Below are 26534 nucleotides of genomic sequence, written 5' to 3'. Positions count from 1 at the left end.
CCGTAAGAGCGTTGCCTGCCGTGCAGGCAACGAAATACTAATAAGATCAAATGGGGTAAGCGATGAACTTCGCAAAACAAAGCTCTCTCTCCCTGGCTGTCATTGCCGCCACCGCGCAATTGGCAATAGCGGGTCAGCAACAGCAAGCCAACGGCTTCATCGAAGACAGCAGCCTCGGGCTGCTCAACCGTAATTTCTATATGAACCGCGACTTTCGCAATGGCGGCAGCAACAGCCAGGGGATCAACGGCTCCAAGCCGTCCAGCGAGCGCAACGGCTATCGCGAGGAGTGGGCACAGGGCGCCATGCTCAACTTCGCCTCCGGTTTCACCCAGGGCACCATTGGCTTTGGCACCGATGCCTTCGCCTACGGCGGGGTCAAGCTGGACACCGGACGCGGCCGGGCTGGCAACGGCCTGTTGCCGATCAGCAACAACCGCACGGCAGATGCCGACGTGCCAGACGCCTACGGCGAGATCGGCGGCGCAGTGAAGATGCGCATTTCCTCCACTGTGCTGAAGTACGGCGAACAACGCCCGACCGCGCCGGTATTCGCCACCGGCGACAACCGCTTGCTGCCGGAAACCGCTACCGGCTTTCAGCTGACGAGCAACGAGTTCGATGCCTTATCCTTCGAGGGCGGCCACTTCACCGCATTCAACAATCGCAATTCGACCAACTCCAATGACGGCTTGTTCACCACCTACGGAGGGACCGAAGCCGACAGCGTCGACTTCATCGGCGGCACCTATAAAATCAACGAAAACCTCAGCCTGAAGGCGTACACCAGTGAGGCCGTGAATGTCTGGCATCAGCACTTCGCCAGTGCCTCCTATACGATTCCCCTGGCTGACAAGCAGTCGCTGAATTTTGGTTTGACGGCCTATAAGACCAAGGACCAAGGTGACGCCCGTGCCGGCAAACTGGACACCACGAGCTGGTCGGCCAAGGCGGCCTATTCCATCGGCGCCCATAAGGTCACCCTGGCCTACCAGAAGATCGATGGCGACGAGTATTTCGACTACATCGGTGTGGACTCGATCTGGCTGGCCAACTCGGTTCAGTACTCCGACTTCAACGCCCCCAACGAGCGCTCCATCCAAGCTCGTTATGACCTGAACATGGCTACGTTCGGCATACCAGGGCTGAGCTTCATGGCCCGCTATGTCAAAGGCGATCAAATCGATGGCACCAGGGCCGATCCGAACGGGGCCTACGCCAACAAGGTGGGTGACGACCAGAAGGAGTGGGAACGCGATCTGGAAGCCAAATACGTGGTCCAGGAAGGGACCGCCAAGGACTTGTCCTTCCGCCTGCGCCAGGCCACCCACCGCGCGTCCTCATTCGAGAGTGATATCGACGAGGTCCGTCTGATCATCGAGTACCCGCTGAGCATTCTGTAACGGTTGTTCCCGGCCGGTTCTGCTCGTGGACCCCGCGCCGGTTTTCTTGAAGGCCTGCTCCTCGCTCCCTTTGCCTCGAGGCGCCCATCCGGGCGCCTTTTTTTTCAGCAATATCACCTTCAGGAGTGCCTTTCGCTTTGACCTGTATCCTGAAACCCAACCCAGTATTTGCTGCTGATCCGGCTTCTCATTTGAGCAGTAACTGTGGCCTGCAGAGCCGTCGCTGACGGAATCTGCCGAATCAATTGGAGACTCTTGTCAGGCCTCGTCGCAGGTGAGATACCAGCACTTTCAGCGGAAAAAATCCGACCGATTACGCTCTCTATCAATGGAGACCTGCCATGTCCATCTCGCAACGCCCTGCGTATTTTTACCGCCCCATGACCTCGGCCGATGTGGCGTCGGCCCATGCCTTGTCCGTGCAGTTGAAGTGGCCCCACCGCCTGGAAGACTGGGCCATGTTGCAGCGCATCGCGCAGGGTTTTGTCGTAGAAGACGAAGGCCGCCTGATCGGTACCGCGTTCAGCTGTGCGCAGGGACATTACGCCACCATCGGCCTGGTGATCGTCAGTGATGAGTACCAGGGCCAGGGCATAGGTCGCAAGCTGATGGAACTGGCACTTGAGGCGTGCGGATCGCGTACCGCCATGCTCAATGCAACGCTGGCCGGTGCCCCACTTTATGCCAGCCAGGGGTTCATTGACTTTGGACATATTCAACAACATCAGGGACACGCGCTGGTTCCTGCACCGAATGACCTGGCCGCTGGTGAGCGCTGCCGCCCGCTGACCGACGCCGATCGCAGCAACCAAATCGAACTGGCCAACGCCGGCAGCGGCCTGGACAGGCACGCCGTGCTCAATGATTTATTCGATTGTGTCGAACACTCGGTCGGTATCGAGCGCGATGGTCAGTTGCGCGCCTTCGCCATGCTGCGCCCATTCGGCCGTGGTCGCTGCATCGGCCCGGTCATCGCAGAAAACCCGGAGCAGGCCAAGCACTTGATCGCGGTCTTGTTGGCCCGGGTACCAGACGCATTCGTACGCATGGATATACCGTCCGACAGCGGTCTGGCCCCTTGGCTGGAAGAGGCCGGGCTGAAGAAGGTCGACACCGTCGCACAAATGGCTCGCGGTACCCCACCGCAGGCTATCGGCGCAGTGCGCCAGTTTGCTCTGGTGACTCAGGCGATCGGCTGACCCCACACACAGATACATCCAAACGCTACACGACGCATTTTCCTGGAGAAACACGTTCATGCTAGAGCCCACTGCAGTGCTGTTGGCACACGCCGACGGCAGTCCCGTTCTAACAAAATTTACCCCCGGTTCGTTGGGGGCTAACGATCCTTTCGACAGGCGCTTGGCTTATGTCGGGCCGGATGACATCGCTGCCGGTGTGGTCCAGGCGAGCGGACAATTCAGCGTCGATGAATATCCCTACAGCGAAATGATCGTGGTTCACGCCGGACGTGTCACCCTGCAAAGCCAGGATGGCACGCTTCAGTTAAATCCCGGTGACAGCGCAGTGATCGCCCGTGGTACGTCGCTTCAGGTCGATGCTCAACCCGACTCTCTCTGGGCATTCTGCGCGGATACCCAGCTCGTTGAAGAGCGCCATCCCGGGCTCACGGCGCTCCCCCCGCTCACCCTGCTCTCACCTTCTGCGGCACCGGACGCAGAAATTCTGCTAAGCCCGGCTCCGCAATGTCGCTCGCACAATGTGTTTGTCGAAGAAGCGACCAACCTGCGTATCGGCGTCTGGGACTCGACGCCCTATACCCGCAAGGCCAGGCCACACATGCTGCATGAGCTGATGAACCTGCTCGAAGGCAGCGTCACCCTCCAGGTGGCGGACGGAACCCATCTGACGGTCAACACTGGCGATACGGTGTTCGTGCCCCGAGGCGCCCCATGCGCGTGGACTAGCAGCGTCTATGTGCGCAAGTTTTACGTCGTTAAATAACTCGAACTGCGTTAGCGCCGGCAGATGGATTTGTCCTCCGCCGGCCCCACCGCCCAATTGATCAATCATTTGATACGGAGTACAGATAATGGGATTAGGTAGCTTCAGTACCGGAAAAATCCTGATCATCCTGTTGATCGTGATCATGCTGTTCGGAACCAGGCGCTTGAGAGGCTTGGGGTCGGATCTCGGCGAAACGATCAGAGGATTTCGCAAATCCATAGGCGACGATAAGCCCGTCACTGATGAGCCCAAGGACACGTGAAGTCCGGCAGACCTAGATGCCATCACCCGGGGAGTACAAGGGGTTAACCAAATCATAACTTTTCGCCAGGCGTTCGATGCTGCCATCACGCTCCAGCTCCGCCAGAACCTTATCGAGGAGCTGCATGAATTTTGGCTTGTAAGGGTAAGCCGAGGCATTGAGCCGGGTATAACCCAGGTACGCCGCCTCACCGGAGAGCCAAGGTCCCTCGACTAGCCAGCTGAGATCATTCCGGGCAAAGACCCCCTCGCGCTGCATCTGATCAAGCTCCCATTGGACCGAAAGGCGGTCATTGATATAGACATCTATTCGCCCGTGATAGAGCCTGGCCAGGTTGGTACGGTTGTCATTGGCATAACTTTGCTTCAGTGCGCCTGTGGCCAGCATGTTTTTGTAGTCCTGGTCGTCAATGCTCATGAACCCTCTGTTCACGCCAATGTGAAGGTCGCCATAGGCGAGCGGGAAGCGTTCGATCGGCCGTTTTCGCGCCAGTTCGGAGCGCACGAAGACGACTACTTTTTCCTTCAGAATAGGCCGCGAGTAGTCCATCCAGGGCCGAGCGCCGGGTCGGTAGTAAGGTGGATAGAGCGCAAACGCACGACCGCTGGCCACTTCTGCCAGACCGCGTGCCCAAGGCACGGGACGAATATGCACGCGATAACCTGGCATGCGGGTAAAGGCGGTGCGCAGAATATCGGTGTAAAGCCCCTTGGCCTCATCCCCCTCGGCGTAGCTGTAGGGCGGGTAGCCAGCGTCGCAAAGAATGACCACGTCTATAGGGTCGCTCGCCCAACTCCTTGAGTGCAGCGCACACCCCAGTAAAACCATCAGCAACATCCGCATGCAAGGCTTCCTTCACATTCCGTTGATCCCCTCCGCTACCCCCTTCGCTATAAGGGAAGGGATGTTAAAAACGGGCGCGATAAACAAAAAAAAAGCCCGCAGTGTGAACGGGCTAAAAAGGGTGACACACAAGAATGAATAGAGCTTCCCAACCTACCGGTTGTGGCCTCGGCTCAAAGCGCCGCGGCGATTGCCATACCGACATCCTGGGTAGAGCCCTGCCCTCCTAGATCGGGAGTGATCGGCCCCTCGGAGATGACCTGCTCAATGGCCTTGAGAATGCCGTCATGGGCCGCGCGATAGCGCTCATCGCCATTGCCCAGGAAGTCCAGCATCAAGGCGCCGGACCAGATCATCGCAATCGGGTTCGCGATGTTCTGCCCATAGATGTCGGGGGCCGAACCATGGACCGGCTCGAACAGCGAGGGGAAGCGCCGCTCCGGATCGAGGTTGGCCGAGGGGGCGATGCCGATGGTCCCGGCGCAGGCAGGTCCTAGGTCGGACAGAATGTCGCCGAACAAATTCGACGCCACCACCACATCGAAACGATCGGGCTGGAGCACGAAGCGCGCACAGAGAATGTCGATGTGTTGCTTGTCCCAGCTGACCTGCGGGTACTGCTGGGCCATCAGCGCCGTGCGCTCGTCCCAGTAGGGCATGCTGATGGAAATGCCGTTGGACTTGGTCGCCGCGGTCAGACGTTTGCGCGGCCGGGTCTGGGCCAGGTCGAAGGCGAACTTGAGAATCCGATCTACGCCGCGCCGGGTGAACACCGACTCCTGCAGCACGAACTCATGCTCGGTGCCTTCGAACATCTTGCCGCCGACCGAGGAATACTCGCCTTCGGTGTTTTCCCGGATCACCACGAAATCGATGTCCCCGGCTTCGCGCCCGGCCAGCGGGCACGGCACGCCCGGAAACAGCCGCACCGGACGGATGTTCACATACTGGTCGAAGTCGCGGCGGAACTTGAGCAACGACCCCCACAGGGAAATATGGTCCGGCACCTTGTCCGGCCAGCCCACGGCGCCAAAGTAAATCGCGTCGAAGCCCTTGAGTTGTTCGAACCAGTCGGCGGGCATCATCTGCCCGTGTTCCAGGTAGTAGTCGCAGTGGGCCCAATCGAGCACTTCGATGCTCAAATCCAGTTGCCATTTCTTCGCGGCCTGCTCCAGTACCCGCAGCCCTTCCGGCAAGACTTCCTTGCCAATGCCATCGCCGGCAATCGCGGCGATTCTGAATGGTTTGCTCATCAATCGTGGCTCCTCAATCTCTGTTCAAACTGTGACCGGATCACAGCCCACCGATGTGGAAGGCTTTGACTTCAAGGTATTCATCCAGGCCGTACTTGCTGCCTTCGCGACCCAGGCCCGACTGCTTGATACCGCCGAATGGGGCGACTTCCATGGAAATGAGCCCGGTGTTGAGACCAATCATGCCGAACTCCAGCGCCTCGCCGAACCGCCATGAACGACGCAAGTCCTGGGTGAAGAAATAAGCGCCCAAGCCATAGGGCGTGGCATTGGCCAGGGTCAGTGCCTCTTCTTCACTGGTGAAGCGCATCAGTGGTGCGACCGGGCCGAAAGTTTCTTCGTTGGCCAGCAACATCCCGGCATGGGCCTCACCGAGCACCGTCGGTTGGACGAACTGGCTGTCGCCCTCGGGGATACCGCCACAAAGCAGACGGGCACCCTGGCTCAAGGCGTCGTCGATATGTCGGGCGACCTTGCTTACCGCTGCTGCATTGATCAGTGGGCCGATGGTGACATCCGCGTCCAGGCCATTGCCGACCTTGAGCTTGCCCACCTCCTCCACCAGGCGCTGGGCGAAGCGCTCGTAGATCCCGTCTTGCACCAGAATCCGGTTGGCGCAGACGCAGGTTTGTCCGGCGTTGCGGAACTTGCTTTGCATGATGCCGGCCACTGCCTGTTCCAGATCAGCGTCGTCGAACACAATGAACGGCGCGTTACCGCCAAGTTCCAGGCTCAAGCGCTTGATGTGTTCGGCGCTCTGGCGCATCAGCAGCCGACCGACAGCGGTGGAACCGGTGAAGGAAATCTTGCGCACCGTCGGGTTGCCGGTCAGTTCTTCGCCGATGCCGGCGGGCATGCCGGTCACTACGTTGAATACACCGGCCGGAATGCCGACGCGCTCGGCCAGCACCGCCAGCGCCAAGGCCGACAACGGGGTCAGATCCGAGGGTTTGACAATGACCGGGCACCCCGCGGCCAGAGCCGGCGCGCATTTACGGGTGATCATCGCGTTGGGGAAGTTCCACGGAGTGATCGCGGCACAGACGCCGACCGGCTGCTTGAGCGTGAGCAGCCGACGGTCGCCGCTGGGTGCCGGTATCGTCTCGCCGTAAACCCGGCGGGCTTCCTCGGCGAACCATTTGACGAAACTGGCGCCATAGCGGATCTCGCCTTTGGCTTCGTTGAGCGGCTTGCCCTGCTCGCAGGTCATGATCAACGCCAGGTCGTCGAGGTTATCGAGCATCGCTTGATACCAGCGTTCCAGCAGAGCGGCGCGCTCTGCTGCAGGGCGCGCCCGCCAGGCCGGCCAGGCCTGTTCGGCGGCCACGATGGCGCGGCGGGTTTCAATGCCTTGCAGGGCAGGAACCCGGGCCAGACATTCGCCGCTGGCCGGGTCTATGACGTCAAGGGTGGCAGCGTCATCGGCGCTGATCCACTGACCGTCGATGTAAGCGAGTTGTACCAGCAGGCTGGGGTCTTTCAGGCGATTCTTGAGCATGGTCGAGTCCTGTTCCGAGACAGCCTTCAGTCTATTGCGTCACCACAGGCGAGGATGCTGAAAGCGCCGTCCCAGCAGCCTTGAATGCTGAAAATCAGCATTCGACGGCAGGCTCTACTGTTGCTTTGTGATGACCATCGTCGCGGCTGGTTTTGGGTCCCCCGGTAACGAGACGCGGCCGGTCATCAAGCCTGGATCGAGCACGACGAGTCGCGGTCAGACGATAAAGTGCCTGACCATTCCATTGAGCTCACTGGCCAAGCCGGCGAGCTCCCGACTGGACGCCTGGCTCTGATTGGCTCCGGCCGAAGCCTGTTGGGAAACATCACGGATATTGAGCAGGTTGCGGTCCACCTCCCGGGCAACATGCGACTGCTCTTCAGTGGCACTTGCAATGTACAGATTGCGTTCATTGATCCGGGCGATGTCGGCGACAATGGCATTCAGTGCCGTGCCGGCCGTACGGGCGACCTCCAGGGCTTCGCGGGTTTTACCATTGCTGCTTTGCATCGCTTGCAGGGTACCCTGACTGCCTTTTTGCACTGCGCCGATGATGTTCTCGATCTGCCTGGTCGATTCCTGGGTTCGTTGCGCCAAGGCCCGGACCTCGTCGGCCACGACGGCGAAACCCCGTCCGCTTTCGCCCGCGCGAGCCGCCTCGATCGCGGCATTCAAGGCGAGCAGATTGGTTTGCTCGGCAACGCCGCGAATCACATCCAGCACCGAGCCGATATCCCCTATCTGGCCTGCCAGGACTTGCAAGGCCTGCGCGGTATCCCCCATATCCTCGGTCAACGATTCGATGGCATCGATTGTACGGCTGACGCTCTCCTGTCCCTGACGCGAGCGCTGGTCTGCTGTCTGGGAGACCTGCGAAGCCGAGGCGGCATTGCGCGCCACCTCTTCGATCGCGCAAGTCATTTCAGTGACCGCCGTGGCGGCCTGGTCGAGTTCGCCGCTCTGGCGTTGCAAACCAAGGGTGGCGTCATCGGTCACGGCACTCAATTGAGCAGACGTCGTGGCCAGCCGATCGGAAGAACTCAAAACCTGTCTGACCGTACGACGCAGATTCATCTGCATGTGCTCAAGCGCCTGCAGCAGGCGCGCCGCTTCATCCATGCCAACGATATCCAGTGGTTGGGTCAGGTCGCCCTTGGCGATACGCTCGGCGGCCGCCATGGCAATCGCCAACTGTTTAAGCAGACGCAGCACGATCAAGGTTGCCAAGGTCCCGCCGGCCAACAGCAGCGCCAACAAACCTGCCGACATCACGACCAGGTTTTGCCGGTTATTGTCGCGGCGTTTCAATAGTTCCTCATCGAGTGCCGTCAGCGCTGAGCGGCCGAGGGCATACAGGGCATCCACAGGTTCGTTGTAAGCGGTCAGGTAGTCGCCGACCGGGTAATTCAGCTTCAGCGCGTACAGGGCATCGGTAGGCTCGTTGTTCCCTGTGGGACTTACGCTGGCCGTGAAATCCAGGTCCATTTCGACGGCCGATACCAATTGCGCATTACTGAGTTCGAGCGCCCGCCGGATTTGCGGACCTAGCGCCGTTAGCGGCGCTTCCAGCAGCGCCTTGAGTTCCGGTTGGGCGGCAATCGCCTTGGTCAAGGCTCGTGTCGTCTTGTCAACGCTGCTCAGCGCTTGGGTGGCCAGCCCCCGCAGGGCACCTTGTTGCTCGGGCAGGATCCGGCTCTGCGCCAGATACAGGCCGCCGGCACCGCGCAACTGGCCTAACAACTCGGTGGCTTGCGGCAACTCGATCAGGGCACCCGCCATCAGCGAGTAAGTCCCCAAAACCGGATCCAGCGACAGTTTGAAGTGATCAAGCAGTGCATCCTCGATCAGCAGGAAGGCTGCGATCAACTGGCTATGCCGGGCCAGACTCTGCGGACCTTTTACAGTTACCTGGCCAACGTCGCCGGCCAGCTCGCGCCATTGTTGCTGCGCCTGCCGCCAGGCCGCCAGGATGTCGGGGTCGACCTCGGCCTCCTGTAATGAGCGCTCGGTTGCCTCGATGGCACTCTCCACTTCGGCCTGTTTGTCCAGACGCGCCTGGCCCAAGGCTAAACTGCCACCCAGCACGACGGATGACAAATCGCGATGCTGCTGCGTCAAGTGGACCAGCTGGAGCAACGCCTGCACCGGTTGTATGCCGCGCAGCTCCAGGTTCGTCTGGTCGTTATCCTGATACGCGTCGAGCACGTAGAGGGTAGTTGGAGTGGCAATCAGGGTCACGGCCAGCAAGCCGAGCAAGACGAACTTGCCAGAAAATGACAGGCGTTCAAGCACTTTCATGGGAGGACTCCGGAAGGGTTGCGAATGGCTGGCGGTTTTTCCCGGAGCACTAAAGCCGCATCGAGCCCAACAACCCTTGCAGGAAATGCTCGCCGGCTTCCATCTGGCTGATCTCGATGAACTCGTCAGGCTTGTGCGCCTGTTCAATGGAGCCCGGGCCGCAGACCACTACCGGCACGTCCAGACGCTGCTTGAATAACCCGCCTTCCGTACCGAACGAGACTTTGGCAGTGCCGGTGTCCGGTGCGGCGAAGCTTTTCAGAAAGCGCACCGCTTCGACGCTCGGGTGGGTATCGAGGCCCGGATAGACGTTCAGGGTTTCGATCTCGATATCCGCCACGCTGGACAGCTTTTTGGCTTCGCGCACGATCACTTCGGCACGCTCGCGCATCTGCTCCAGGAACTGATCCGGATCGTCCGCCGGCAAGTTACGCACTTCGAAATCGAGGGTGCACAGGTTCGGCACGATATTCAGTGCTTTGCCGCCGACAATCTGCCCGACATGCACGGTGCTGTAGGGCACGTCGTAATCGGCATCCCGGGCGCCCTGCTCTTGCAGTTGCTGCTGGCTCTGACGCAACGCGGCGATGAAATCGCAGGCCACGTGAATCGCATTGACCGAACGCGGTGCCAACGAGGAATGCGCCTCCAGGCCGCGACAGTAGGTGCGATAAGACCCCTTGCCCTTGTGCCCGAGCACGAACTGCATATGGGTGGGTTCGCCAATCACGCACAAAAATGGCCGCACCGGTGCCAGGTGCAACACATCCAGTAATCGTCGCACACCCACGCAGCCGATTTCTTCGTCATGGGACAGCGCCAGTTGCAACGGCCGGTTCAATGAATGATCGGCGGCGTCGAGCATGGCGTCGATCGCCAGTGCGACAAAGCCCTTCATGTCGCAACTGCCTCGGCCATAAATCCGACCGTCCTGCACCGTCGCCTGAAACGCCGGGAAGGTCCAGGCCTGCCCCGCTGCCGGCACCACATCGGTGTGCCCGGACAGCAGAATCCCCGGCACTTCCCGTGGACCGGTACTGGCGAACAGGTTGGCTTTCTTGCCGCTTTCATCCTTGACGATCAGCGACTCGATGCCCTTGGTCAGCAGCAGATCGCGCACGTACTCGATCAAGGCCATGTTCGACTCCGAAGAGACGGTGTCAAAGGCCATCAGGCGGTTGAGAATGTCCAGTACACGGGGCTTCATGAGGCCCTGCTCCTTTGCTCAGTTGTCCGTTGCTCGGCTGAAGACGCGAACCGGTTGATGGAAAACGGCAAAATCGAAGTGCTGGTGCTGCCGGTGCTGATCAGTTCGGCCATCACGTCGCCGACCCCCGGGCCGAGCTGGAAACCATGGCCGCAGAAACCGAAGGCATAGAACAAACCATCAACCGTACCGCTTGGCCCCATCACGGGCAGGGAATCAGGCAGGTAGCCTTCGATGCCGCTCCACACACGGATGATGTTCAGGTTGCCGACACCCGGCAGCAGACGACGCATCTGATCCAGCTGATTGAGAATGCTGCGCGGCTCGACATAGGCCCGGCGGTTGAGCATGTCCGGTTCACTGCGATAGCCGCCGCCGATGATGATGTTGCCGCGGGGTATCTGGCGGAAATAAATCAATTCTTCGGGAATTTTGGTGTACACGCCGATCACCGTCGGCAAGGCGTACGGCACCGGTTCGGTCACGGCCATTTGCGGGCCATGGGTTTCCAACGGCACGGGTTCGCCAAACTGCGCCGAAAGCTTTTGCCCCCAGGCGCCGGCAGTAATCAACAAACGCTCGGCGCTGAACTGGCGGCCGTCGGTGGTGCTGATGCTGAACTCGCCGCCGACCTTCTGCACCTCGGCCACTTCCGTGCGCTCTTCGATGCGCGCGCCGAGGCGACGTGCCGCCCGGGCAAACGCCGGTGCCGCCAGACGCGGGTTCGCATGGCCATCGTGGGGCGCATAAGAACCGCCCTTCACATCCGGCCCGAGGAAGGGGAAGCGCTCGTGCAAGGCCTTGCCCGTTATGATCTCCAAGTCAAGTTCACGGGCCTCGGGAGCGTCGGCGTAGGCTTGCAGCTCGGCGATCTCGTCTTCGCGGTAACACACCCGCATATGGCCGCTGGCGATGAATTCGAGGTCATCGTCGATCAGCTCCGGCAGACGCTTCCACAGCGCCCAGGAGCGGTTGGCCAATTCCAGCTGCCCGAGGTAACGCCCCTGGCGCCTCACGTTGCCGAAGTTCACCCCACTGGCGTACTGACCGATCTGGTCGCGCTCCAGCAAAATCACCGACTGCCCGCGCTGACGCAGGAAAAACGCCGCCGCCGTGCCCATCAGGCCGCCGCCGACAATGACGACATCGGCTTTGTGTAGCGTCATGGCGACACCTCCTCGGTGAGTATCGAAAGGGGTTTGACCGGTGCCTGACCTCGTTGTCGGCCGACCTGTTGCACACTAATGCCCGCCGCGGCAGCAATCACCTCAGCCCCGGCCTGGGAGCAATAACGCCCCTGGCAGCGGCCCATGCCGACCCGGCTGAAGGCCTTGGCCCGATTGACTTCACAGGCACCCTTTTCACTGACGGTACGGCGCAACTCGCCGGCCGTGATCATTTCGCAGCGGCAGACGACGGCAGTGTCCGGCAAGGCTTTGGCTTGCGCCGCAGGCCAGGGAAACGCCTGTGCCAGACCAAGACGAAACTCATCCATCACCGCCAGCGCGTGCCGTTGTTCGTCGCGCAACCCGACGTTCACCGGTTGCTGCAGATCCTCCAGCAACGCCATGGCTGCCAGTCTCCCGGCACACTCGGCGGCATCGGCACCGCGAATCTTCGAACCGTCACCGGCGGCATACACACCGCTGACTGAGGTCCGACCGTCTTCATCGGTGGCCAGCCACCACTGGCTGGACGCCTCGTCAAAGCGCATACGGCAACCGGCCAGGTCGGCCAATTGGGTTTCCGGGCGCAAGTGGTAACCCAGCGCCACGGCATCGCAATCCACCGTCAAGGTGTCACCGCGCGCCGTGCGCACCCGCACCCCGCTGACACCGCTGGCCGCATCGCCCAGCACTTGCAGCGGCGAAATGCCCAGATGCACCGGGATCTTCGCCTTATACAGCTGCGCCAGCAGTTTCATTCCAGTGAACAGCAATCCAGGGCGCGCCAGCAGTTTGGGCAAGGCACCGATGCGCTTGCTCAAAGGGGAAGTGTCGAGCACTGCCGCGACCTTGGCGCCAGCCTTGACGTATTGGCTGGCGACCAGATACAGCAACGGCCCGCTGCCCATGAACACCACGCGGTGGCCGATGGAAACCGCCTGAGACTTGAGCGCAATCTGCGCTCCGCCGAGGCTATAGGTACCCGCCAACTGCCAGCCTTCAACCGGCATCAAGCGGTCGGTCGCGCCGGCACACAGGATCAGTGCGTCGTAATCCACTGTCGAGTGTTTGCCTTGGCTGACGCAGCACAATTGCCCCGGTGTCAGGTTCCACACCAGCGTGTCCGGACGGTAGTCGATCTGCCCGCGCAAACGGTCGAAGCTCTGGTGCAGGTCTTTGGCCTTGTCGGCTTCAGTGCCATACAGGGTGGCGTAATCCCGGGTGAACCCTTGCGGCTGCCGACGGTAGATCTGCCCGCCATCGCGGCGATTTTCGTCGATCAGGATCGGCTTGAAGCCAGCGGCGACCAAGGTTTCGGCACAACGTGTGCCCGCCGGCCCGGCGCCGACGATAACGACTCGATGAGTGCTCAGCCGCGCAGTGGCCATATCGCCTCCGGTTGTGTGGTGACAATATCCAGCCCTTCCCGGACCTCATTGGAACAGGCGCGTAGACGCTCACCGCTGCGGGTCCAGACCCAGCAATCCTGGCAGGCGCCCATCAGGCAGAAACCGGCGCGGCGGCCCGGATCGAACTCCGATTGGCGCAATGCCGAACCCTGGGTCAACAACGCGACCATCAGCGTATCGCCCTGCAGTGCCTCAATGGGCGCGCCATCTACTTTCAGTTTGACGGTTGGCCGGCCCTGTTCGGCCAGCCTTACGAAACGCCCGTTCATGCATAGGCTCCCACAGTCATGCTGTTTGAATCCTGCTGAGTTTTCAGCAACTCGGCACTGTCGTGGTGGCAAAGGACTTCACTGCCGCCAACAATCGTCCGACGGGGCGCAGGGACGCGATTGCACAGACCGTCGACTCGCACCGGGCAACGATTGAGGAAGGTGCACAGCCCTGGCACATCGGCCTTGGCCCCGATCGGCGGCAGCGTGCCGCAGGTTGTTGTTCCGCAAGCTTCCAGCCAGCCCTGGCGCAACTCCGGCACCGAATGGATCAACAGGTCGGTATAGGGATGGAACGGTGCCTGGGCGTACGATTGCCGAGTACCGGCCTGAATCTTGTGGCCGCTGTACATCACCACAATGTCGTCGCACAGCGCCCGCACGGTGGAGATGTCATGGCTGATGAACAGGTACGACACGCCCAGTTGCTGACGCAGGTCGCGCAACAGTTCGAGAATCGCCGCACCGACCACGGTATCCAGCGCCGAGGTCACTTCATCGCAGAGAATCAGATCCGGCTTGGCTGCCAGGGCCCGCGCCAGGTTGACCCGTTGCTTTTGCCCGCCGGACAGTTCGTTCGGACGACGGTCAGCCAGGTTCCGTGGCAGGCGCACCAGGTCCAGCAGTTCATCGATACGCTGACGCAGTGCGGCGCCCTTGAGACCGAAATACATCTTCAGCGGTCGGCTCAGGATGGTGCTGACGCTGTGCATCGGGTTGAGCGCCGTGTCGGCATTCTGGAAGACCATTTGAATGCGTCGGAACTGCTCGTCGGTGCGCGACGACAGGCTGCCGCCCAAGGGCTGGCCATCGAAGGTCAACCCGCCGAGGGCCGGTGCCAACAATCCGGCCACCACTCGCGCCAGGGTCGACTTGCCGGAACCCGACTCACCGATCACGCCGATGGCCTGGCCTCTGCGAACCGTCAGGTCGATGTCTTCCAGCACGCGAATGGCCGGCATGCCTTGCGCGTTCTTGTTGCCGTAACCGGCGGTCAGCCCCTGGATGGTCAGCAGCGGCGTCTCTTCGGCGATGCCGCAAGGCGGGCGGATCGTCGTGTCCGGCCGCGCCGCCGCCAGCAGGCTGCGGGTGTATTCATGGGACGGACCATCGAGCAAAGGTCCGGTGGCGCTCTGTTCGAAGATCTGGCCGCCATTGAGCACCACGATCTGGTCAGCCATCTGCGCCACTACCGCCAGGTCGTGGGACACATAGACCGCCGTCGCCCCACGTTCACGGACCACCCGTTTGAAGGCGCGCAGCACATCGATCTGGGTGGTCACATCAAGCGCCGTCGTCGGCTCGTCGAGCACCACCAGCAATGGATCGCTGATCAGCGCCATGGCCGCCATCACCCGTTGCAGTTGCCCGCCGGAGACTTGATGGGGGTAGCGTTGGCCAATGTGATCGGGGTCAGGCAGGGCCAGGTCGCGGAACAACTCGATAGCCTTGGCCTCAAGCACGGCCTGGCTGCCCAGACCATGAATCAACGCGCCCTCCACCACCTGGTCGATGAGTCTTTTCGCCGGATTGAACGCCGCGGCGGCGCTCTGGGCGATATACGACACCCGGTTGCCCCGCAGGCCTTGCAGTTCGCTTTCGCTCAACGCCAGCATGTCGTGCTCGCCGATTTGCACCACGCCGCCAGCCAGTCGACAACCGCGCCGGGCGTATCCGAGCAACGCCAGGGCAATGGTGGTCTTGCCGGAGCCGGACTCACCGATCAACGCCAGCACTTCACCTTTTTGCAGGGAAAAGCTCACGCCCTTGACGATTTCCACCTCACCGAGTTCGCCACAGGCGACCACTCGCAGGTCCTGAACTCGTATCAATTCACTCATTTCAATGACCTCCCGAACGTCGACTACGTCGCGAAGACAGCCGGTCGATAAACAGATTCACACCGATGGTCAGGGTGCCGATGGCCAAGGCCGGAATCACGATGGCCGGCGCGCCCTGGTTGAGGCCGCCGATGTTCTCGCGCACCAGCGACCCGAGGTCGGCATCCGGCGGTTGCACACCCAGGCCCAGGAAGCTCATGCCGCTGAGCAACAACACGATGAAACCGAAGCGCAGCCCCAGGTCTGCCAGCACCGGGTTGAGCATATTCGGCAGAATCTCCACGCAAGCCACATACAACCGGCGCTCGCCACGGGTACGGGCTACCTGCACGTACTCCAGCGCTTCAATGTTCACCGCCATGCTGCGAGCGATGCGGAAGGCGCCCGGGGTGAAGCTCAATACCGCCGTGCAGATCAGCAAGGTGACCGAGGAGCCAAAAGCCGAGACCATGATCAGCGCCAGCATCTTGCTGGGGATCGAAATGAAAGCGTCCATCAAGCGACTGATCAGTTCATCCAGCCACTTCGGTGACACCACCGACAACAAGGCACAACTAGTTCCCAGACTGCTGGCCAACACCGCGGCCACCAACGCCAGGCCGACGGTGAATCGTGCGCCGACGAGGATCCGGCTGAGCATGTCGCGGCCCAGGTAATCGGTGCCGAACGGGTAAGCCGCGCTCAGGTTGTCGAAAACATTATCAGAGACCACTTCCCCCACTGGATGGGGTGCCAGCCATGGGCCGAAGATGGCCACCAGCAACCAGATCACACACATCGCAGCGCCGATCAGGCCGAGCCAGGACGATCCATGGGAAACCTTGCCCAGCGCCAATTTGGTAGTAGCCGGCGATTTCACAATGAGATTGTTCATTGATTTCTCAGCCTCGGATTGGAAAGAATCGCGCACAGGTCGGCAATCAGCACCAACGTCAAATACGCCGTACAAAACAACATGGTGCAGGCTTGAACCAGTGCCATGTCGCGGTTGGTCACGGCATCGACCATCAGGCTGGCGATGCCGGGGTAGTTGAAGATCGTTTCAACGATCACCACCCCGCCCAACAGGTAGGACAGGCTCAGGGCGATGGCATTGGCAATCGGCCCGATGGCATTGGGCAAGGCATGGCGCAGGACGATCCGCATCTTGCTCACGCCTTTGAGCCGGGCCATTTCCACGTAAGGACTGTCGAGCTGATCGATCACCGCCGCCCGGGTCATGCGCGCCATTTGCGCGACAATCACGCAGCACAGCGTCATCACCGGCAACGCGTAAGTGCGCATGAATTGCCAGGGTGACGTGATGTCACTGGCGTAGGACAGCGCCGATAACCAGCCCAGGTTCACCGCGAAAATCAGCACCGCCAGGGTTGCGACCAGAAACTCCGGCACCGCCACCATGGTCAAGGTGAAAAAGCTGAGGACACTGTCGATGCGCCCGCCCCGGCCCATGGCTGAACCGATACCGAGGATCAGCGCTACCGGCACTGACACCAGCGCCGTGGCGGCCGCCAGCATCAGGGTGTTGGGCAGCCGACCGGCCATCAACTCGCTGACCGGCATGGCATTGGACACAGACAGCCCCATGTCACCGCTGAGCAGGCTCATCAACCAGTGCAGGTAACGCAACACACCGGGCTGATCCAGCCCCATTTTCAGGCGCAAGGCCGCCACTTGTTCCGGCGTGGCGAACTGCCCCAGAGACTGTTGCGCCGCGTCTCCCGGCAGCACCGCCGTGATGGCGAAAACCACCATGGACACAATCAACAAGGTCACGATCGCCGCGCCCAGGCGCCGGCCGATCAACCACAGTGTGTTGCTATTCATCACCCTACCCTCATGCAATATCGCTGCAGCAAAAACCTATCTTTCATCACGCGTCCAGCCAGATCTGCTCGGCGAACATGTAACCCATGAATCCGCCCAGGGGATTGGTGCCATAGCCTTTGACGCGCTGGTCGGCGCCATCGATGTTGCTGATGAACACCGGCACGCCGATACCGCCGTGCTCATGCACCAGGGTTTGCATGTCTGCGTACATCTTGCCGCGCTTGACCTCGTCGGTTTCACCTCGGGCTTGTACCAACAGTTGGTCGAACTGTTCGTTTTTCCAGCCGGACTCATTCCAGGGTGCTGTCGACTGGAAGAACTGCGAGAAAAGCATGTCGGCATTGGGCCGCGGGTTGATGTTGCCGAAGCTCAGCGGATGCTTCGCCCAGTGGTTGGACCAGTAGCCATCGCTCGGCAGACGGTTGACGTCGAGCTTGAGCCCCGCCTCTTTGGCTGACTGCTGCAGCAGCACGGCGATGTCCACAGAACCGGTTGCGGCTGGCGAGCACATCAGCGGCATGCTGATGCTTTCCATGCCGGCCTTTTTGAGCAGGAACTTGGCTTTTTCCGGGTCGTAGGCACGTTGTGGCAGGTCGGCGTTGTAGAAGCGCGCACCCGGGGCGATCGGGTGATCGTTGCCGACCCTGGCGAAGCCACGGAATATCGCCGACTTGATCTGTTCCCGATCGAGCAGCAATTTCATGGCTTCGGTGAACTCCGGACTTTTGCCCGGCAACTGGTCCTGGCGGATGATCAGGTCGGTGTAGTTACCCGACGGCGAGTCCACGACCCGATGCTTGGTGCTGGCCTTGATGCGGACCGTTGAGCGCGGGTTTACCTCGTTGACGATTTGTACGTCGCCCGAGAGCAGGGCGTTGATCCGTGACGGCTCGTCGGCAATGGCGATGAATTCGATCTCGTCCAGATACGGCAAGCCGGGTTTCCAGTAATTGGTATTGCGCACACCAATCGAACGCACCCCGGGCTTGAACTCCTTGGCCTTGAACGGACCGGTACCGATGCCCTGGCTGAAATCGCTCGTACCCTCGGGAACGATCAGCATGTGGGAGATGGCAAGAACGGACGGCAGTTCAGCATTTGGACCGCTCAGTTGTATCTGCACTTCGTGGGTGCCGGTGGCTTTGACTTCGGCGAACTGCGACGCCAGCGGCAGGACCTTGGAACCGGTGATCGGATCCTTGTGCCGCAACAGAGAAAACACCACGTCGGCGGCTGTCAGAGCCTTGCCGTTATGGAAGGTCACTTCCTTGCGCAGGGTAATCACCCAGAGCGTGGCGTCAGTGCTCTCGATGCGCTCGGCCAGCTCCAGTTGCGGCACCATATGGCTGTCGAAACGCATCAGGCCGTTGTAGAACATGAAATGGCGCACGTAGTCGGTAGACGACGAACCTTTGGCTGGATCCAGGGTGTCGGCGGTGGAACTGGACGAGCCGGCGACGCGGATACGACCGCCGGGTTTGCCTTTGCCAGGGCTTGCGGCTTCCTCGGCAAACAGCTTGCCGGCGGCGCCGAACAGGCTGCTGGCGCCTACTGCGGCCACCCCTGCCAATCCCAGCATTTGCAATGCATTGCGGCGTGACATGCCGCGATTGAGCCCTTCGAAAACACGCAGACTTTCTTCACCGGTGATCAACTGGGAGTCGATATTTTTTTTATTGTCAGTCATGTCAGTCCTACCTTTCGCAAATGAGAAGGCTCGAGTGCTGGCGATTACGCGCAGCGCGATTGAAACGTAAAGCAAAACACCATGAACTCAGTGTAGGTAGTCCTGCAGGCGGTAATACGCACCTACCAGAGGCAGGAACCAGGGCTTGCCGAAATGCCCGGGAATCGCTGGCCAGTCGAGTTCGCGCCACGGATTGGCCTCGACCTTGCCGGCCATGACCTCGGCCATGACCTGTCCCATGTGCACGGACATCTGCACCCCATGACCGCTGTAACCCATGGAGTAATAAACCCCTCCATGCTGGCCGGCCCGGGGCAACCGATCGGAGGTCATATCCACCAACCCACCCCAGCAATAGTCGATCTTCACGCCAGCCAACTGCGGGAACATCTGGACCATCGCCGCTTGCAACACTTTGCCGCTCTTGGCGTCGGAAACGCTGTCGGACATGGCAAACCGCGCACGACCGCCAAATATCAAGCGGTTGTCCGGCGTCAGGCGGAAGTAGTTACCGATCATGCGGCTGGTGACATAGGAACGCCGTGCCGGTAGCAAGCTGTCGATCAGGGCCGTCGGTAGCACCTGCGTGGCGATCACGAAACTGCCCACCGGCACAATCCGCCGCCGATACCAGCCCAATCCGCCCTGCTGACACGTGCCTGTGGCCAGCAGAACCTGTTTGGCGTGCAGAGAGCCCTTGGTGGTGTTGACCTGATAGCCGCCGGCACTGGCTTTCCAGTCCGTCACCGACACGCCTTCGAAGATCGACGCGCCGCGACGTGCTGCCGCTTCAGCCAGACCGACACCGAAGCGTCCGACGTGCATCTGCACGCCGTTGCGCTGCAACAGAGCGCCATGGAACTGGGCCGAGTTGACTTCAGCACGGGCCTCTTGCGCAGACAGCAACTCGACCTCGGCATCGACCTCTCGCCGAATCAATTCGCAGGTGCGCGCCAGGCCTTCGTAATGCATCGGTTTGGCGGCCAGCTTGAGCTTGCCATTGCGTTTCAAGTCGCAGGCAATCTGCTCCTGCTCCACCAGCGAGACGACACTCTGCACGGCGCTTTCATAGGCCTGGTAATAGGCTCGCGCTTTATCAGCGCCGAGGCTGGCACTCAGTGCCGCGTAGTCCTGGGCAACGCCGGTGCTGCAGTGACCACCATTGCGCCCCGAAGCCTCGCCAATCACCCGCCCCGCTTCCAGCACCACCACACTGGCCCCCTTCAAGGCCAGGGCCCGGGCCGCCGCCAGGCCGGTGAGGCCACCACCAACGATGGCCACATCGACCTGCCCGGGCAACGCACCGAGCTGAGCACCGGTGAACACCGGTGCGGTATCGAGCCAATAGGACTCACTGCCCATTTCTAACCCCTTTTGCCTTGAAGAGAGCCCTGAGACTCAGAGACCGACCAACCCGGCCAAACCACCGATATCCGGGATCTGGTGGTAGCTGTAGCAGGCGTTTCCAGGCTGTTCATGACCACGCGCGACGAATGCTTTGTTTTTGATCTTCATGTCGTCGGCCGGCATCAGGTCGTAACGGAAGCTCGAAGACACATGCAGAACGTCCTCCGGCCCGCAGCCGAGGTTATCGAGCATGAACTCGAAGGCAGCCAGGCGCGGCTTGTAGGCCTGGGCTTGCTGGGCAGTGAAGACTTTATGGAAAGGCGCGCCGAGCTTGTCGACGTTGGACATGATCTGCTCGTCCATCGCGTTGGAGAAAATTACCAGCGGGATCTTGTCGGCGATTTTCGCCAGGCCGGCCGGTACGTCGGCATGCGGACCCCACGTCGGTACGGCATCGTAATAGAGCTGGCCTTCGCCTTTGTACTCGATGCCCCAACGCTTGCAGACCCGCGCCAGAGAGGTCTTGATAATCTCATCATACGGCCGCCAGTCACCCATCACCTGATCCAGACGATAGGCGGAGAAGTCCTTGACGAACTGATCCATTTGCCCGGCTGGAACACGATCGGCGAACAGTTCGCGCGTCATGTTTCCCATCTGGAAGTTGGTCAACGTGCCATAGCAGTCGAAGGTAATAAACTTGGGTCGAAGAAAGCTCATGAGTGCAGTCCTGGATAATTGTTGATGTCATGGTGGGGCAAGCAATTACTCCGTTCGGGAAGCATCGGGGTAACGCCGCATCACGGATTTATTACAACACCACAAGACCATGCATAAACCGCTAAATGGGCAGGCTGCTTGGTACAAACCACCGTTTTTCAGGGCTCGCTCAGCAGACTGTGCGGGATGCTCCAGACTCGGGCGCGCGCCCCCCTGTTTCTGCACCTTTGCGGGCAGTTATGGTGCGATGACACGCCACGCACAACGCAATATGCGGCAGGAATCTACGACTGTCGGAGCGAGAACGGGCGCTCTCCTGAGGACGCCCCCGCTGATTGTGCTGCGAGGGAGAGGCAAGGCCATCGACCGGCTGCATCTATCAACGACATGCGTAGTGCAACATCTATATATATGCATCGCTTCCCCCGTCACCAAGGTCTGCAAGAGGCTTTATCAGACGGCTTACCAACGTAAACGGGGTCAAGTTACGTTGATGCAAAGTTAGCCTGGCAGATACAGCAGATTATCCTTTGCAAACATAAAGAACGGCACATTTTGTCTGGCCTGCTTTGTTAGCTTATTAAGAAGACACGGCATAGCCACGTGCTGGTGATTGCCCCCCAAAGACAGCCCGCCCTCTGCTGCTCGCAGTGCCTGTTACCGCTCTAAGGGAGCCAGTTGGATGACCACACAATCTTCGAATAGCTACAGCGTTGATTCGCAAACGTCTCACCAGTTTTATATCAATGGCTGTTGGTCTGCTCCGGTTAGCCCGGCGAGTTTGCCGGTGGTCAATCCGGCAAGCGAAGACGTTGTTGCGCAGGTCGCGCGAGGGTCTGCCGAGGATGTTGATCGGGCGGTATCTGCGGCCCGTGCCGCGTTTGCTGGCTGGGCTGCCACCCCGGCAGCATCGCGTGCGCTTATCCTTGGAAAAATCCATGATCTGATCCTTGAGCGAAAAGAGCTTCTTGCGCAGGCGATCTCTCTCGAAATGGGCGCTGCCATCGGTTTCGCACGGGCAATGCAAGTGCCCCTCGCAGCCGAACACGTTCGGGTCGCACGTGATCTCCTGTCCACCTATCGTTTCCAAACGGTTGAAGGCAGCACTGCGATTGAACGCGAACCCATAGGCGTCTGCGGTCTCATCACTCCGTGGAACTGGCCGCTTTATCAAATCACCGCGAAAGTCGCCCCGGCGATTGCTGCCGGATGCACAGTGGTCTTGAAACCGAGCGAACTGTCGCCTCTGAGCGCCCTGCTTTTTGCGCAACTGGTGCATGACGCGGGTCTCCCACCGGGCGTTTTCAACCTGGTGAACGGCAGTGGTCCCGAGGTCGGCGCAGCCATCGCTGCGCATCCCGACATCGATATGATTTCAATCACCGGCTCAAACCGCGCGGGTGCCCTGGTCGCACAGGCGGCCGCCCATACGGTGAAGCGCGTCACGCAAGAGCTGGGAGGCAAGTCCCCGAACGTCCTGCTTCCTGACGCAGACTTCACCAAAGCCGTTGCGCTGGGAGTGATGTCTGCGTTCCGCAACGTCGGGCAATCATGCAGCGCCCCCACAAGAATGATCGTTCCAAAGGACAAGCTGGCGCAGGTTGAATCGCTGGCGGCCGCAACCGCCAATGCGATCATCGTGGGCGACCCACAATCGGAAGATACGGTACTCGGCCCCATTGCCAACGAGGCCCAGTTCAATCGCGTGCAAGCAATGATCGAGGCGGGTCTGAATGAGGGCGCAAAACTCATTTGCGGTGGACCGGGACGCGTAGAGGGTTATGAAAAGGGCTACTACACCCGACCGACTGTTTTCTCCGAGGTGGATTCGGCAATGCGGATCGCCCAGGAAGAAATTTTTGGTCCAGTGCTGTGCATCATTCCCTATGAGACTATCGATGAGGCGGTCGCTATCGCAAACGACACGGTGTACGGGCTGGGCGCTCATGTTCAGTCTCAGAACCTTGATCTTGCACGGGCCGTTGCCTCTCGTATCCGCTCAGGACAAGTGCATCTGAATTATCCCGCCTGGGATCCAATGGCACCATTCGGCGGCTATAAGCGATCCGGTAACGGCCGTGAGTATGGTATCTACGGCTTTGAGGAGTACCTGGAAACCAAAGCAATCATTGGATTTGGCTGATCGCCGCGCCCTAATTGAATAGACCCTGAGCCCAATGGCTCAGGGCCTTTTTCATGCCCGCAAAACATCAGGCCTCGGGTTGTTCCAGCGCCGTCACCAGCGCCTTGAAGAACCGCGCCGCCTCACCGCCGGTGACCACGCGGTGATCGAAAGTCAGGGACAGCGGCAGGATCGGATGCACCGCCACCGCGCCCTCGACCGCCACCGGTTCATCGCGGATCGCCCCGGCGGCGAGGATCGCCACCTGTGGCGGCACCACCACCGGGTTGGCGTAGCGGCCGAACAAGGTGCCGAAGTTCGACAAGGTCAGGGTCGCGCCCATCATTTCCTGAGGCGGAATCGAACGCGCCTGCACATCGGCGCGCAGGCGCATCACACCGTCTCTCAAGTCCGCCGACGTGCGATGGCCGACATCGCGCAGCACTGGCACGAACAAGCCGTCAGGCGTATCCACGGCAATGCCCAGGTCGAGCCGTTCATGTTGTTTGAGCGACTGGGTTTTGCCGTCGAAGGCGCTGTTAAGCACTGGCTCCACCGCGCAGGCCGCCGCCATGGCCTTGGCCAGACGTATCAGCGGTTCTCGCGCTTGCCCCCAACGATGCAGATCGGCATCACCGAAAATCGTCACCGGCACCACTTCGGCATGGGACCTGGCCATGTTCAGCGCCATGCTGCGGCGCACACCGCGCAGCTTCTCACCGCCAAAGCGCTCACGTTCCGTCTGGGCGGCATTTTCCACATCGCTGCGGGTGATCTGGCCGTCCTGACCGGAGCCGACCAAGGCGCTCAGTTCAACGCCCAGTTGTCGCGCCAATTGACGCACCGCCGGCGTGGCGCGGTTCGCCAGGTGCTCACGGGTCGAAGGCGCGGCGCCGATAAAAAACGCATCGTCCTGATGTGTGCCGCCGCCCTCGAGCCGTCCGACCACGGTGCCCGCATCCGCTTCGCCTTCATAACCGAGCAAAGGCTCGCCTACATGCAGGATGTCGCCCTCGCCGCCGAAGGTTTTCGCCACCACGCCATCGTAGGGCGCGGGAATGTCCACCAGCGCCTTGGCGGTTTCCACCGACACCAGCAATTGATCAGCCTTGACGGTATCGCCGACCTTGACGTGCCAACGGACGATTTCCGCCTCCTGCAAGCCTTCGCCCAGATCCGGCAGTTTGAAATATTTCATCGCAACCTCCTCGGCCTCTGGCGTTTCTTCAGGGCTTCTTCAGGCGTGGCGCAGCACGGTGTCACAGGCATGAAGAATGTCTTCGACGCCGGGCATGTACAGCGATTCCAGTCGATACAGCGGCGGCGGGATGTCCGGCGCGGTGACTCGCTGGATCGGCGCCTGTAATTCCAGCAACACCCGTTCGTAGAGGCTCGCGGCGATCTCCGCACCGACCCCGCAGGAGCGCGGCGCCTCATGCACGATCACGCAGCGACCGGTCTTGCGTACCGAAGCCTCCATCGTGTCGAGGTCCAGCGGTTTGATGCTGGCGACATCGATCACTTCCGCCGAGACGCCTTGCTCAGCCAGTTGCGTGGCGGCTTGCAGGGTTTCCATCACACTGGCGCCCCAGCTGATCAAGGTGATGTCGCTGCCTTCGCGCAGGGTGAAACAGGTGTCCAGCGGCAGGCGTTTACCGTCATCGAGCAGCGGTTGCGGGTTCATGCGATAGAGTCGGGTCGGTTCGAGAAAGATCACCGGGTCCGGGTCGTCGATGGCCGCGAGCAACAAACCATAGGCCCGGGCCGGCGAGGACGGGATCACCACCCGCAACCCCGGAATGTGCGCGAACAGTGCTTCGGTGCTTTCGCTGTGATGCTCCGGCGCGCGAATCCCCGCGCCCATCGGCGAGCGCAGCACCATCGGGCAGGTGAGCCGTCCGCGGGTGCGGTTGCGCATGCGGCTGGCATGGGATACCAGGTGTTCCATGGTGGCGTAGATGAACCCCATGAACTGGATTTCCACCACCGGTTTCAAGCCTTGGGCCGCCATGCCCACCACCAGCCCGCCGAGCATGGTTTCGGCCAGTGGCGAGTCGATCACCCGCTTGAAGCCAAAGCTGTCACGCAATCCGAGCGTCGCGCGAAAAACCCCACCGTTCACCCCGACGTCTTCACCGAGGACGATGACGTTCTCGTCTTCGCGCATGGCCCGATGCAACGCCAGATTCACCGCTTCCAGCAGCGTCACCTTGCCGTTACTCATCGCTCGAACCTCCACGGCGCGCTACCCGTTCAAGGAACTCTTCGCGCTGCTCGGCCAAGGCTGGCGGCCACTGGGCGTAGACATGATCGATCACCGATTCCGGCGCCTGCAGGCCCGCCGCTTCGAAGTTATCCACAGCCTCCTGCACCAGACCCTGGCACTCGCTGATCAGCGCCTGCTCGCGGCTTTCGTCCCACACGCCCTGCCCGGCCATGAACCGTTGCAGGCGTTTGATCGGTTCTTCGAGCCAGGCCTGCTTGACCTCGTCCGCCGAGCGGTAGCGCGTGGCGTCGTCGGCGGTGGTGTGATCGCCGAGGCGATAGCTCAGGCATTCGAGCAACACCGGGCCTTTGCCGTGACGCGCCCGTTCGAGGGCCGCTTGCACGCGGTCATACACGGCGAGGATGTCGTTGCCGTCCACTTGCTCGCCGTGGAAGCCGGCGCCAATGGCTTTCTGCGCCAAGGTGGGCGCGCCGCACTGAATTCGCCGGGGTACCGAGATCGCCCATTGGTTATTGTTGACCATGAACACCACCGGCAACTGCCAGGCGCCCGCGACATTGAGGGCCTCGAGAAAGTCCCCTTTGCTGGTTCCGCCGTCGCCGCAGGTAGTGACGGCGACCCGATGCTCGCCGCGGATCTTGAATGCGCTGGCAACACCGCAGGCATGCAGGGCCTGGGTGGCGATCGGCACACAGATCGGGAAATCCTGCGCCACCGCCGGGTCGACGAAGTCGCTGCCACGCTCATCACCGCCCCAATACAGGAGAATTTCTTCCATGCGCACGCCACGCATCAACTGCACGGCGGTGTCGCGGTAATACGGAATCAGCACATCTTCGGCGTGCATCAAACTGCCGACCGCAACGCCAATGGCTTCCTGGCCCAGGGTCGGCGCATAGGTGCCGATACGCCCGGTGCGTTGCAGAGCGACTGCTTTCTGGTCAAAAAGGCGGGTCAGGACCATCTGCCGATACAGGCGCGTCAACAGATTGAAGTCGTCGGCCCAGGCAGGAAGATCGCAGAGCGCCTGGCCGTCAGGGGATAAAAAACGGGTGTAGGGCAGCTCGACCTTGTGAAGCATCACAGGGCTCCTGGCACGCGGGGTCGGCGTGCAATGGTCAGCCCCCACGCTTGTGGCGCAGGGTTTGGGGAGCGAGTTGGCCGGATAGGCACTCGCTCCTTTA

General features: G+C 60.9%; 22 protein-coding genes. 5 read left to right on the top strand and 17 right to left on the bottom strand.

All coding sequences use genetic code 11. The annotated features are described in order from the left end of the window. Positions 1-62 precede the first annotated feature (62 nt). The 4 genes from HCU66_RS13050 (at position 63) to tatA (ending at position 3633) form a co-directional block, all read left to right on the top strand. Positions 63-1403 carry an OprD family porin gene (locus tag HCU66_RS13050; protein ID WP_205888874.1) on the top strand — a complete coding sequence of 447 codons (1341 nt, stop codon included), beginning with the start codon at positions 63-65 and terminating at the stop codon, positions 1401-1403. A 341-nt stretch (positions 1404-1744) separates the two neighbouring features. After that, positions 1745-2602 carry a GNAT family N-acetyltransferase gene (locus HCU66_RS13045; RefSeq protein WP_205888873.1) on the top strand — a complete coding sequence of 286 codons (858 nt, stop codon included), beginning with the start codon at positions 1745-1747 and terminating at the stop codon, positions 2600-2602. Between the two features lie 58 nt (positions 2603-2660). Next, the gene (locus tag HCU66_RS13040) at positions 2661-3368 is read left to right on the top strand and encodes a cupin domain-containing protein (RefSeq protein ID WP_205888872.1); all 708 of its coding nucleotides are present in this window, start codon (positions 2661-2663) and stop codon (positions 3366-3368) included. A gap of 88 nt (positions 3369-3456) precedes the next feature. Then, positions 3457-3633 carry a twin-arginine translocase TatA/TatE family subunit gene (gene tatA, locus HCU66_RS13035; RefSeq protein WP_205888871.1) on the top strand — a complete coding sequence of 59 codons (177 nt, stop codon included), beginning with the start codon at positions 3457-3459 and terminating at the stop codon, positions 3631-3633. A gap of 12 nt (positions 3634-3645) precedes the next feature. Here the strand turns inward: tatA and HCU66_RS13030 are convergent, their stop codons facing one another. The 14 genes from HCU66_RS13030 to HCU66_RS12965 all read right to left on the bottom strand — a co-directional run bounded on the left by HCU66_RS13030 (position 3646) and on the right by HCU66_RS12965 (position 21001). Continuing rightward, complete coding sequence (locus tag HCU66_RS13030) at positions 3646-4476, bottom strand: substrate-binding periplasmic protein (protein ID WP_205888870.1); 831 nt, start codon at positions 4474-4476, stop codon at positions 3646-3648. 173 nt (positions 4477-4649) lie between these two features. Beyond that, positions 4650-5729: a tartrate dehydrogenase gene (locus HCU66_RS13025; RefSeq protein ID WP_205888869.1), complete on the bottom strand. Its 1080-nt coding sequence runs from the start codon at positions 5727-5729 to the stop codon at positions 4650-4652. Between the two features lie 40 nt (positions 5730-5769). Next, the gene (locus HCU66_RS13020) at positions 5770-7227 is read right to left on the bottom strand and encodes an NAD-dependent succinate-semialdehyde dehydrogenase (RefSeq protein ID WP_205888868.1); all 1458 of its coding nucleotides are present in this window, start codon (positions 7225-7227) and stop codon (positions 5770-5772) included. Positions 7228-7443: 216 nt separating this feature from the next. Continuing rightward, positions 7444-9525 (bottom strand): methyl-accepting chemotaxis protein, encoded by a 2082-nt coding sequence (locus HCU66_RS27685; protein ID WP_205888867.1) that lies wholly within the window; start codon positions 9523-9525, stop codon positions 7444-7446. Positions 9526-9574: 49 nt separating this feature from the next. Beyond that, positions 9575-10732 (bottom strand): acetylornithine deacetylase, encoded by a 1158-nt coding sequence (gene argE / locus HCU66_RS13010; RefSeq protein ID WP_205888866.1) that lies wholly within the window; start codon positions 10730-10732, stop codon positions 9575-9577. Continuing rightward, complete coding sequence (locus tag HCU66_RS13005; protein WP_205888865.1) at positions 10729-11898, bottom strand: NAD(P)/FAD-dependent oxidoreductase; 1170 nt, start codon at positions 11896-11898, stop codon at positions 10729-10731. The genes argE and HCU66_RS13005 overlap by 4 nt, the downstream gene beginning before the upstream one ends. Beyond that, positions 11895-13286, bottom strand: coding sequence for an FAD/NAD(P)-dependent oxidoreductase (locus tag HCU66_RS13000; protein ID WP_205888864.1), 1392 nt, complete (start codon positions 13284-13286; stop codon positions 11895-11897). The genes HCU66_RS13005 and HCU66_RS13000 overlap by 4 nt, the downstream gene beginning before the upstream one ends. Then, positions 13268-13576, bottom strand: a complete 309-nt coding sequence (locus HCU66_RS12995; protein ID WP_205888863.1) for a (2Fe-2S)-binding protein — start codon at positions 13574-13576, stop codon at positions 13268-13270. Before HCU66_RS12995 ends, HCU66_RS13000 begins: the two co-directional genes overlap by 19 nt. Next, positions 13573-15417 (bottom strand): ABC transporter ATP-binding protein, encoded by a 1845-nt coding sequence (locus tag HCU66_RS12990; protein WP_205888862.1) that lies wholly within the window; start codon positions 15415-15417, stop codon positions 13573-13575. The genes HCU66_RS12995 and HCU66_RS12990 overlap by 4 nt, the downstream gene beginning before the upstream one ends. Before the next feature lies 1 nt (position 15418). Then, positions 15419-16291 (bottom strand): ABC transporter permease, encoded by an 873-nt coding sequence (locus HCU66_RS12985; RefSeq protein WP_205888861.1) that lies wholly within the window; start codon positions 16289-16291, stop codon positions 15419-15421. Then, the gene (locus HCU66_RS12980) at positions 16288-17244 is read right to left on the bottom strand and encodes an ABC transporter permease (RefSeq protein ID WP_205888860.1); all 957 of its coding nucleotides are present in this window, start codon (positions 17242-17244) and stop codon (positions 16288-16290) included. Before HCU66_RS12980 ends, HCU66_RS12985 begins: the two co-directional genes overlap by 4 nt. Before the next feature lie 46 nt (positions 17245-17290). After that, complete coding sequence (locus tag HCU66_RS12975; RefSeq protein ID WP_205888859.1) at positions 17291-18934, bottom strand: ABC transporter substrate-binding protein; 1644 nt, start codon at positions 18932-18934, stop codon at positions 17291-17293. A gap of 87 nt (positions 18935-19021) precedes the next feature. After that, entirely contained in the window at positions 19022-20296 is a 1275-nt protein-coding gene (locus HCU66_RS12970; RefSeq protein ID WP_205888858.1) for an NAD(P)/FAD-dependent oxidoreductase, read from the bottom strand. Between the two features lie 36 nt (positions 20297-20332). Beyond that, positions 20333-21001 carry a haloacid dehalogenase type II gene (locus HCU66_RS12965; RefSeq protein WP_205888857.1) on the bottom strand — a complete coding sequence of 223 codons (669 nt, stop codon included), beginning with the start codon at positions 20999-21001 and terminating at the stop codon, positions 20333-20335. A gap of 682 nt (positions 21002-21683) precedes the next feature. Here HCU66_RS12965 and HCU66_RS12960 point away from each other — a divergent pair. After that, on the top strand, positions 21684-23144 hold the full coding sequence (locus HCU66_RS12960; RefSeq protein ID WP_205888856.1) for an aldehyde dehydrogenase family protein: 1461 nt from the start codon (positions 21684-21686) through the stop codon (positions 23142-23144). A gap of 67 nt (positions 23145-23211) precedes the next feature. Here HCU66_RS12960 and HCU66_RS12955 read toward each other — a convergent pair whose 3' ends face one another. Genes HCU66_RS12955 through pdhA form a run of 3 tightly spaced genes read right to left on the bottom strand, consistent with a single transcriptional unit; the run spans position 23212 to position 26431 of the window. Beyond that, entirely contained in the window at positions 23212-24321 is a 1110-nt protein-coding gene (locus HCU66_RS12955) for a dihydrolipoamide acetyltransferase family protein (protein ID WP_205888855.1), read from the bottom strand. A 39-nt stretch (positions 24322-24360) separates the two neighbouring features. Then, complete coding sequence (locus HCU66_RS12950) at positions 24361-25347, bottom strand: alpha-ketoacid dehydrogenase subunit beta (protein WP_205888854.1); 987 nt, start codon at positions 25345-25347, stop codon at positions 24361-24363. Continuing rightward, entirely contained in the window at positions 25340-26431 is a 1092-nt protein-coding gene (gene pdhA, locus HCU66_RS12945; protein WP_205888853.1) for a pyruvate dehydrogenase (acetyl-transferring) E1 component subunit alpha, read from the bottom strand. Before pdhA ends, HCU66_RS12950 begins: the two co-directional genes overlap by 8 nt. Positions 26432-26534: the final 103 nt, after the last annotated feature.

It is taken from the genome of Pseudomonas frederiksbergensis (genome assembly GCF_017114915.1).
In the GTDB taxonomy this organism is placed as follows: domain Bacteria; phylum Pseudomonadota; class Gammaproteobacteria; order Pseudomonadales; family Pseudomonadaceae; genus Aquipseudomonas; species Aquipseudomonas frederiksbergensis_I.
Note: the sequence above shows the minus strand (reverse complement) of the source record. Positions and strands in the feature narration are given on the sequence as shown.

Bases quoted from the DNA above. Each gene is read 5' to 3' on its own strand.
- HCU66_RS13025 (WP_205888869.1), bottom strand. From the start codon at position 5,729: ATGAGCAAACCATTCAGAATCGCCGCGATTGCCGGCGATGGCATTGGC.
- HCU66_RS12975 (WP_205888859.1), bottom strand. From the start codon at position 18,934: ATGACTGACAATAAAAAAAATATCGACTCCCAGTTGATCACCGGTGAA.
- HCU66_RS13050 (WP_205888874.1), top strand. From the start codon at position 63: ATGAACTTCGCAAAACAAAGCTCTCTCTCCCTGGCTGTCATTGCCGCC.
- HCU66_RS12990 (WP_205888862.1), bottom strand. From the start codon at position 15,417: ATGAGTGAATTGATACGAGTTCAGGACCTGCGAGTGGTCGCCTGTGGC.
- HCU66_RS12955 (WP_205888855.1), bottom strand. From the start codon at position 24,321: ATGAAATATTTCAAACTGCCGGATCTGGGCGAAGGCTTGCAGGAGGCG.
- HCU66_RS12960 (WP_205888856.1), top strand. From the start codon at position 21,684: ATGACCACACAATCTTCGAATAGCTACAGCGTTGATTCGCAAACGTCT.
- HCU66_RS12980 (WP_205888860.1), bottom strand. From the start codon at position 17,244: ATGAATAGCAACACACTGTGGTTGATCGGCCGGCGCCTGGGCGCGGCG.
- HCU66_RS13005 (WP_205888865.1), bottom strand. From the start codon at position 11,898: ATGACGCTACACAAAGCCGATGTCGTCATTGTCGGCGGCGGCCTGATG.
- HCU66_RS12970 (WP_205888858.1), bottom strand. From the start codon at position 20,296: ATGGGCAGTGAGTCCTATTGGCTCGATACCGCACCGGTGTTCACCGGT.
- HCU66_RS13045 (WP_205888873.1), top strand. From the start codon at position 1,745: ATGTCCATCTCGCAACGCCCTGCGTATTTTTACCGCCCCATGACCTCG.
- HCU66_RS12965 (WP_205888857.1), bottom strand. From the start codon at position 21,001: ATGAGCTTTCTTCGACCCAAGTTTATTACCTTCGACTGCTATGGCACG.
- HCU66_RS13000 (WP_205888864.1), bottom strand. From the start codon at position 13,286: ATGGCCACTGCGCGGCTGAGCACTCATCGAGTCGTTATCGTCGGCGCC.
- HCU66_RS13020 (WP_205888868.1), bottom strand. From the start codon at position 7,227: ATGCTCAAGAATCGCCTGAAAGACCCCAGCCTGCTGGTACAACTCGCT.
- HCU66_RS12995 (WP_205888863.1), bottom strand. From the start codon at position 13,576: ATGAACGGGCGTTTCGTAAGGCTGGCCGAACAGGGCCGGCCAACCGTC.
- HCU66_RS13040 (WP_205888872.1), top strand. From the start codon at position 2,661: ATGCTAGAGCCCACTGCAGTGCTGTTGGCACACGCCGACGGCAGTCCC.
- tatA (WP_205888871.1), top strand. From the start codon at position 3,457: ATGGGATTAGGTAGCTTCAGTACCGGAAAAATCCTGATCATCCTGTTG.
- pdhA (WP_205888853.1), bottom strand. From the start codon at position 26,431: ATGCTTCACAAGGTCGAGCTGCCCTACACCCGTTTTTTATCCCCTGAC.
- argE (WP_205888866.1), bottom strand. From the start codon at position 10,732: ATGAAGCCCCGTGTACTGGACATTCTCAACCGCCTGATGGCCTTTGAC.
- HCU66_RS13030 (WP_205888870.1), bottom strand. From the start codon at position 4,476: ATGCGGATGTTGCTGATGGTTTTACTGGGGTGTGCGCTGCACTCAAGG.
- HCU66_RS12985 (WP_205888861.1), bottom strand. From the start codon at position 16,291: ATGAACAATCTCATTGTGAAATCGCCGGCTACTACCAAATTGGCGCTG.
- HCU66_RS27685 (WP_205888867.1), bottom strand. From the start codon at position 9,525: ATGAAAGTGCTTGAACGCCTGTCATTTTCTGGCAAGTTCGTCTTGCTC.
- HCU66_RS12950 (WP_205888854.1), bottom strand. From the start codon at position 25,347: ATGAGTAACGGCAAGGTGACGCTGCTGGAAGCGGTGAATCTGGCGTTG.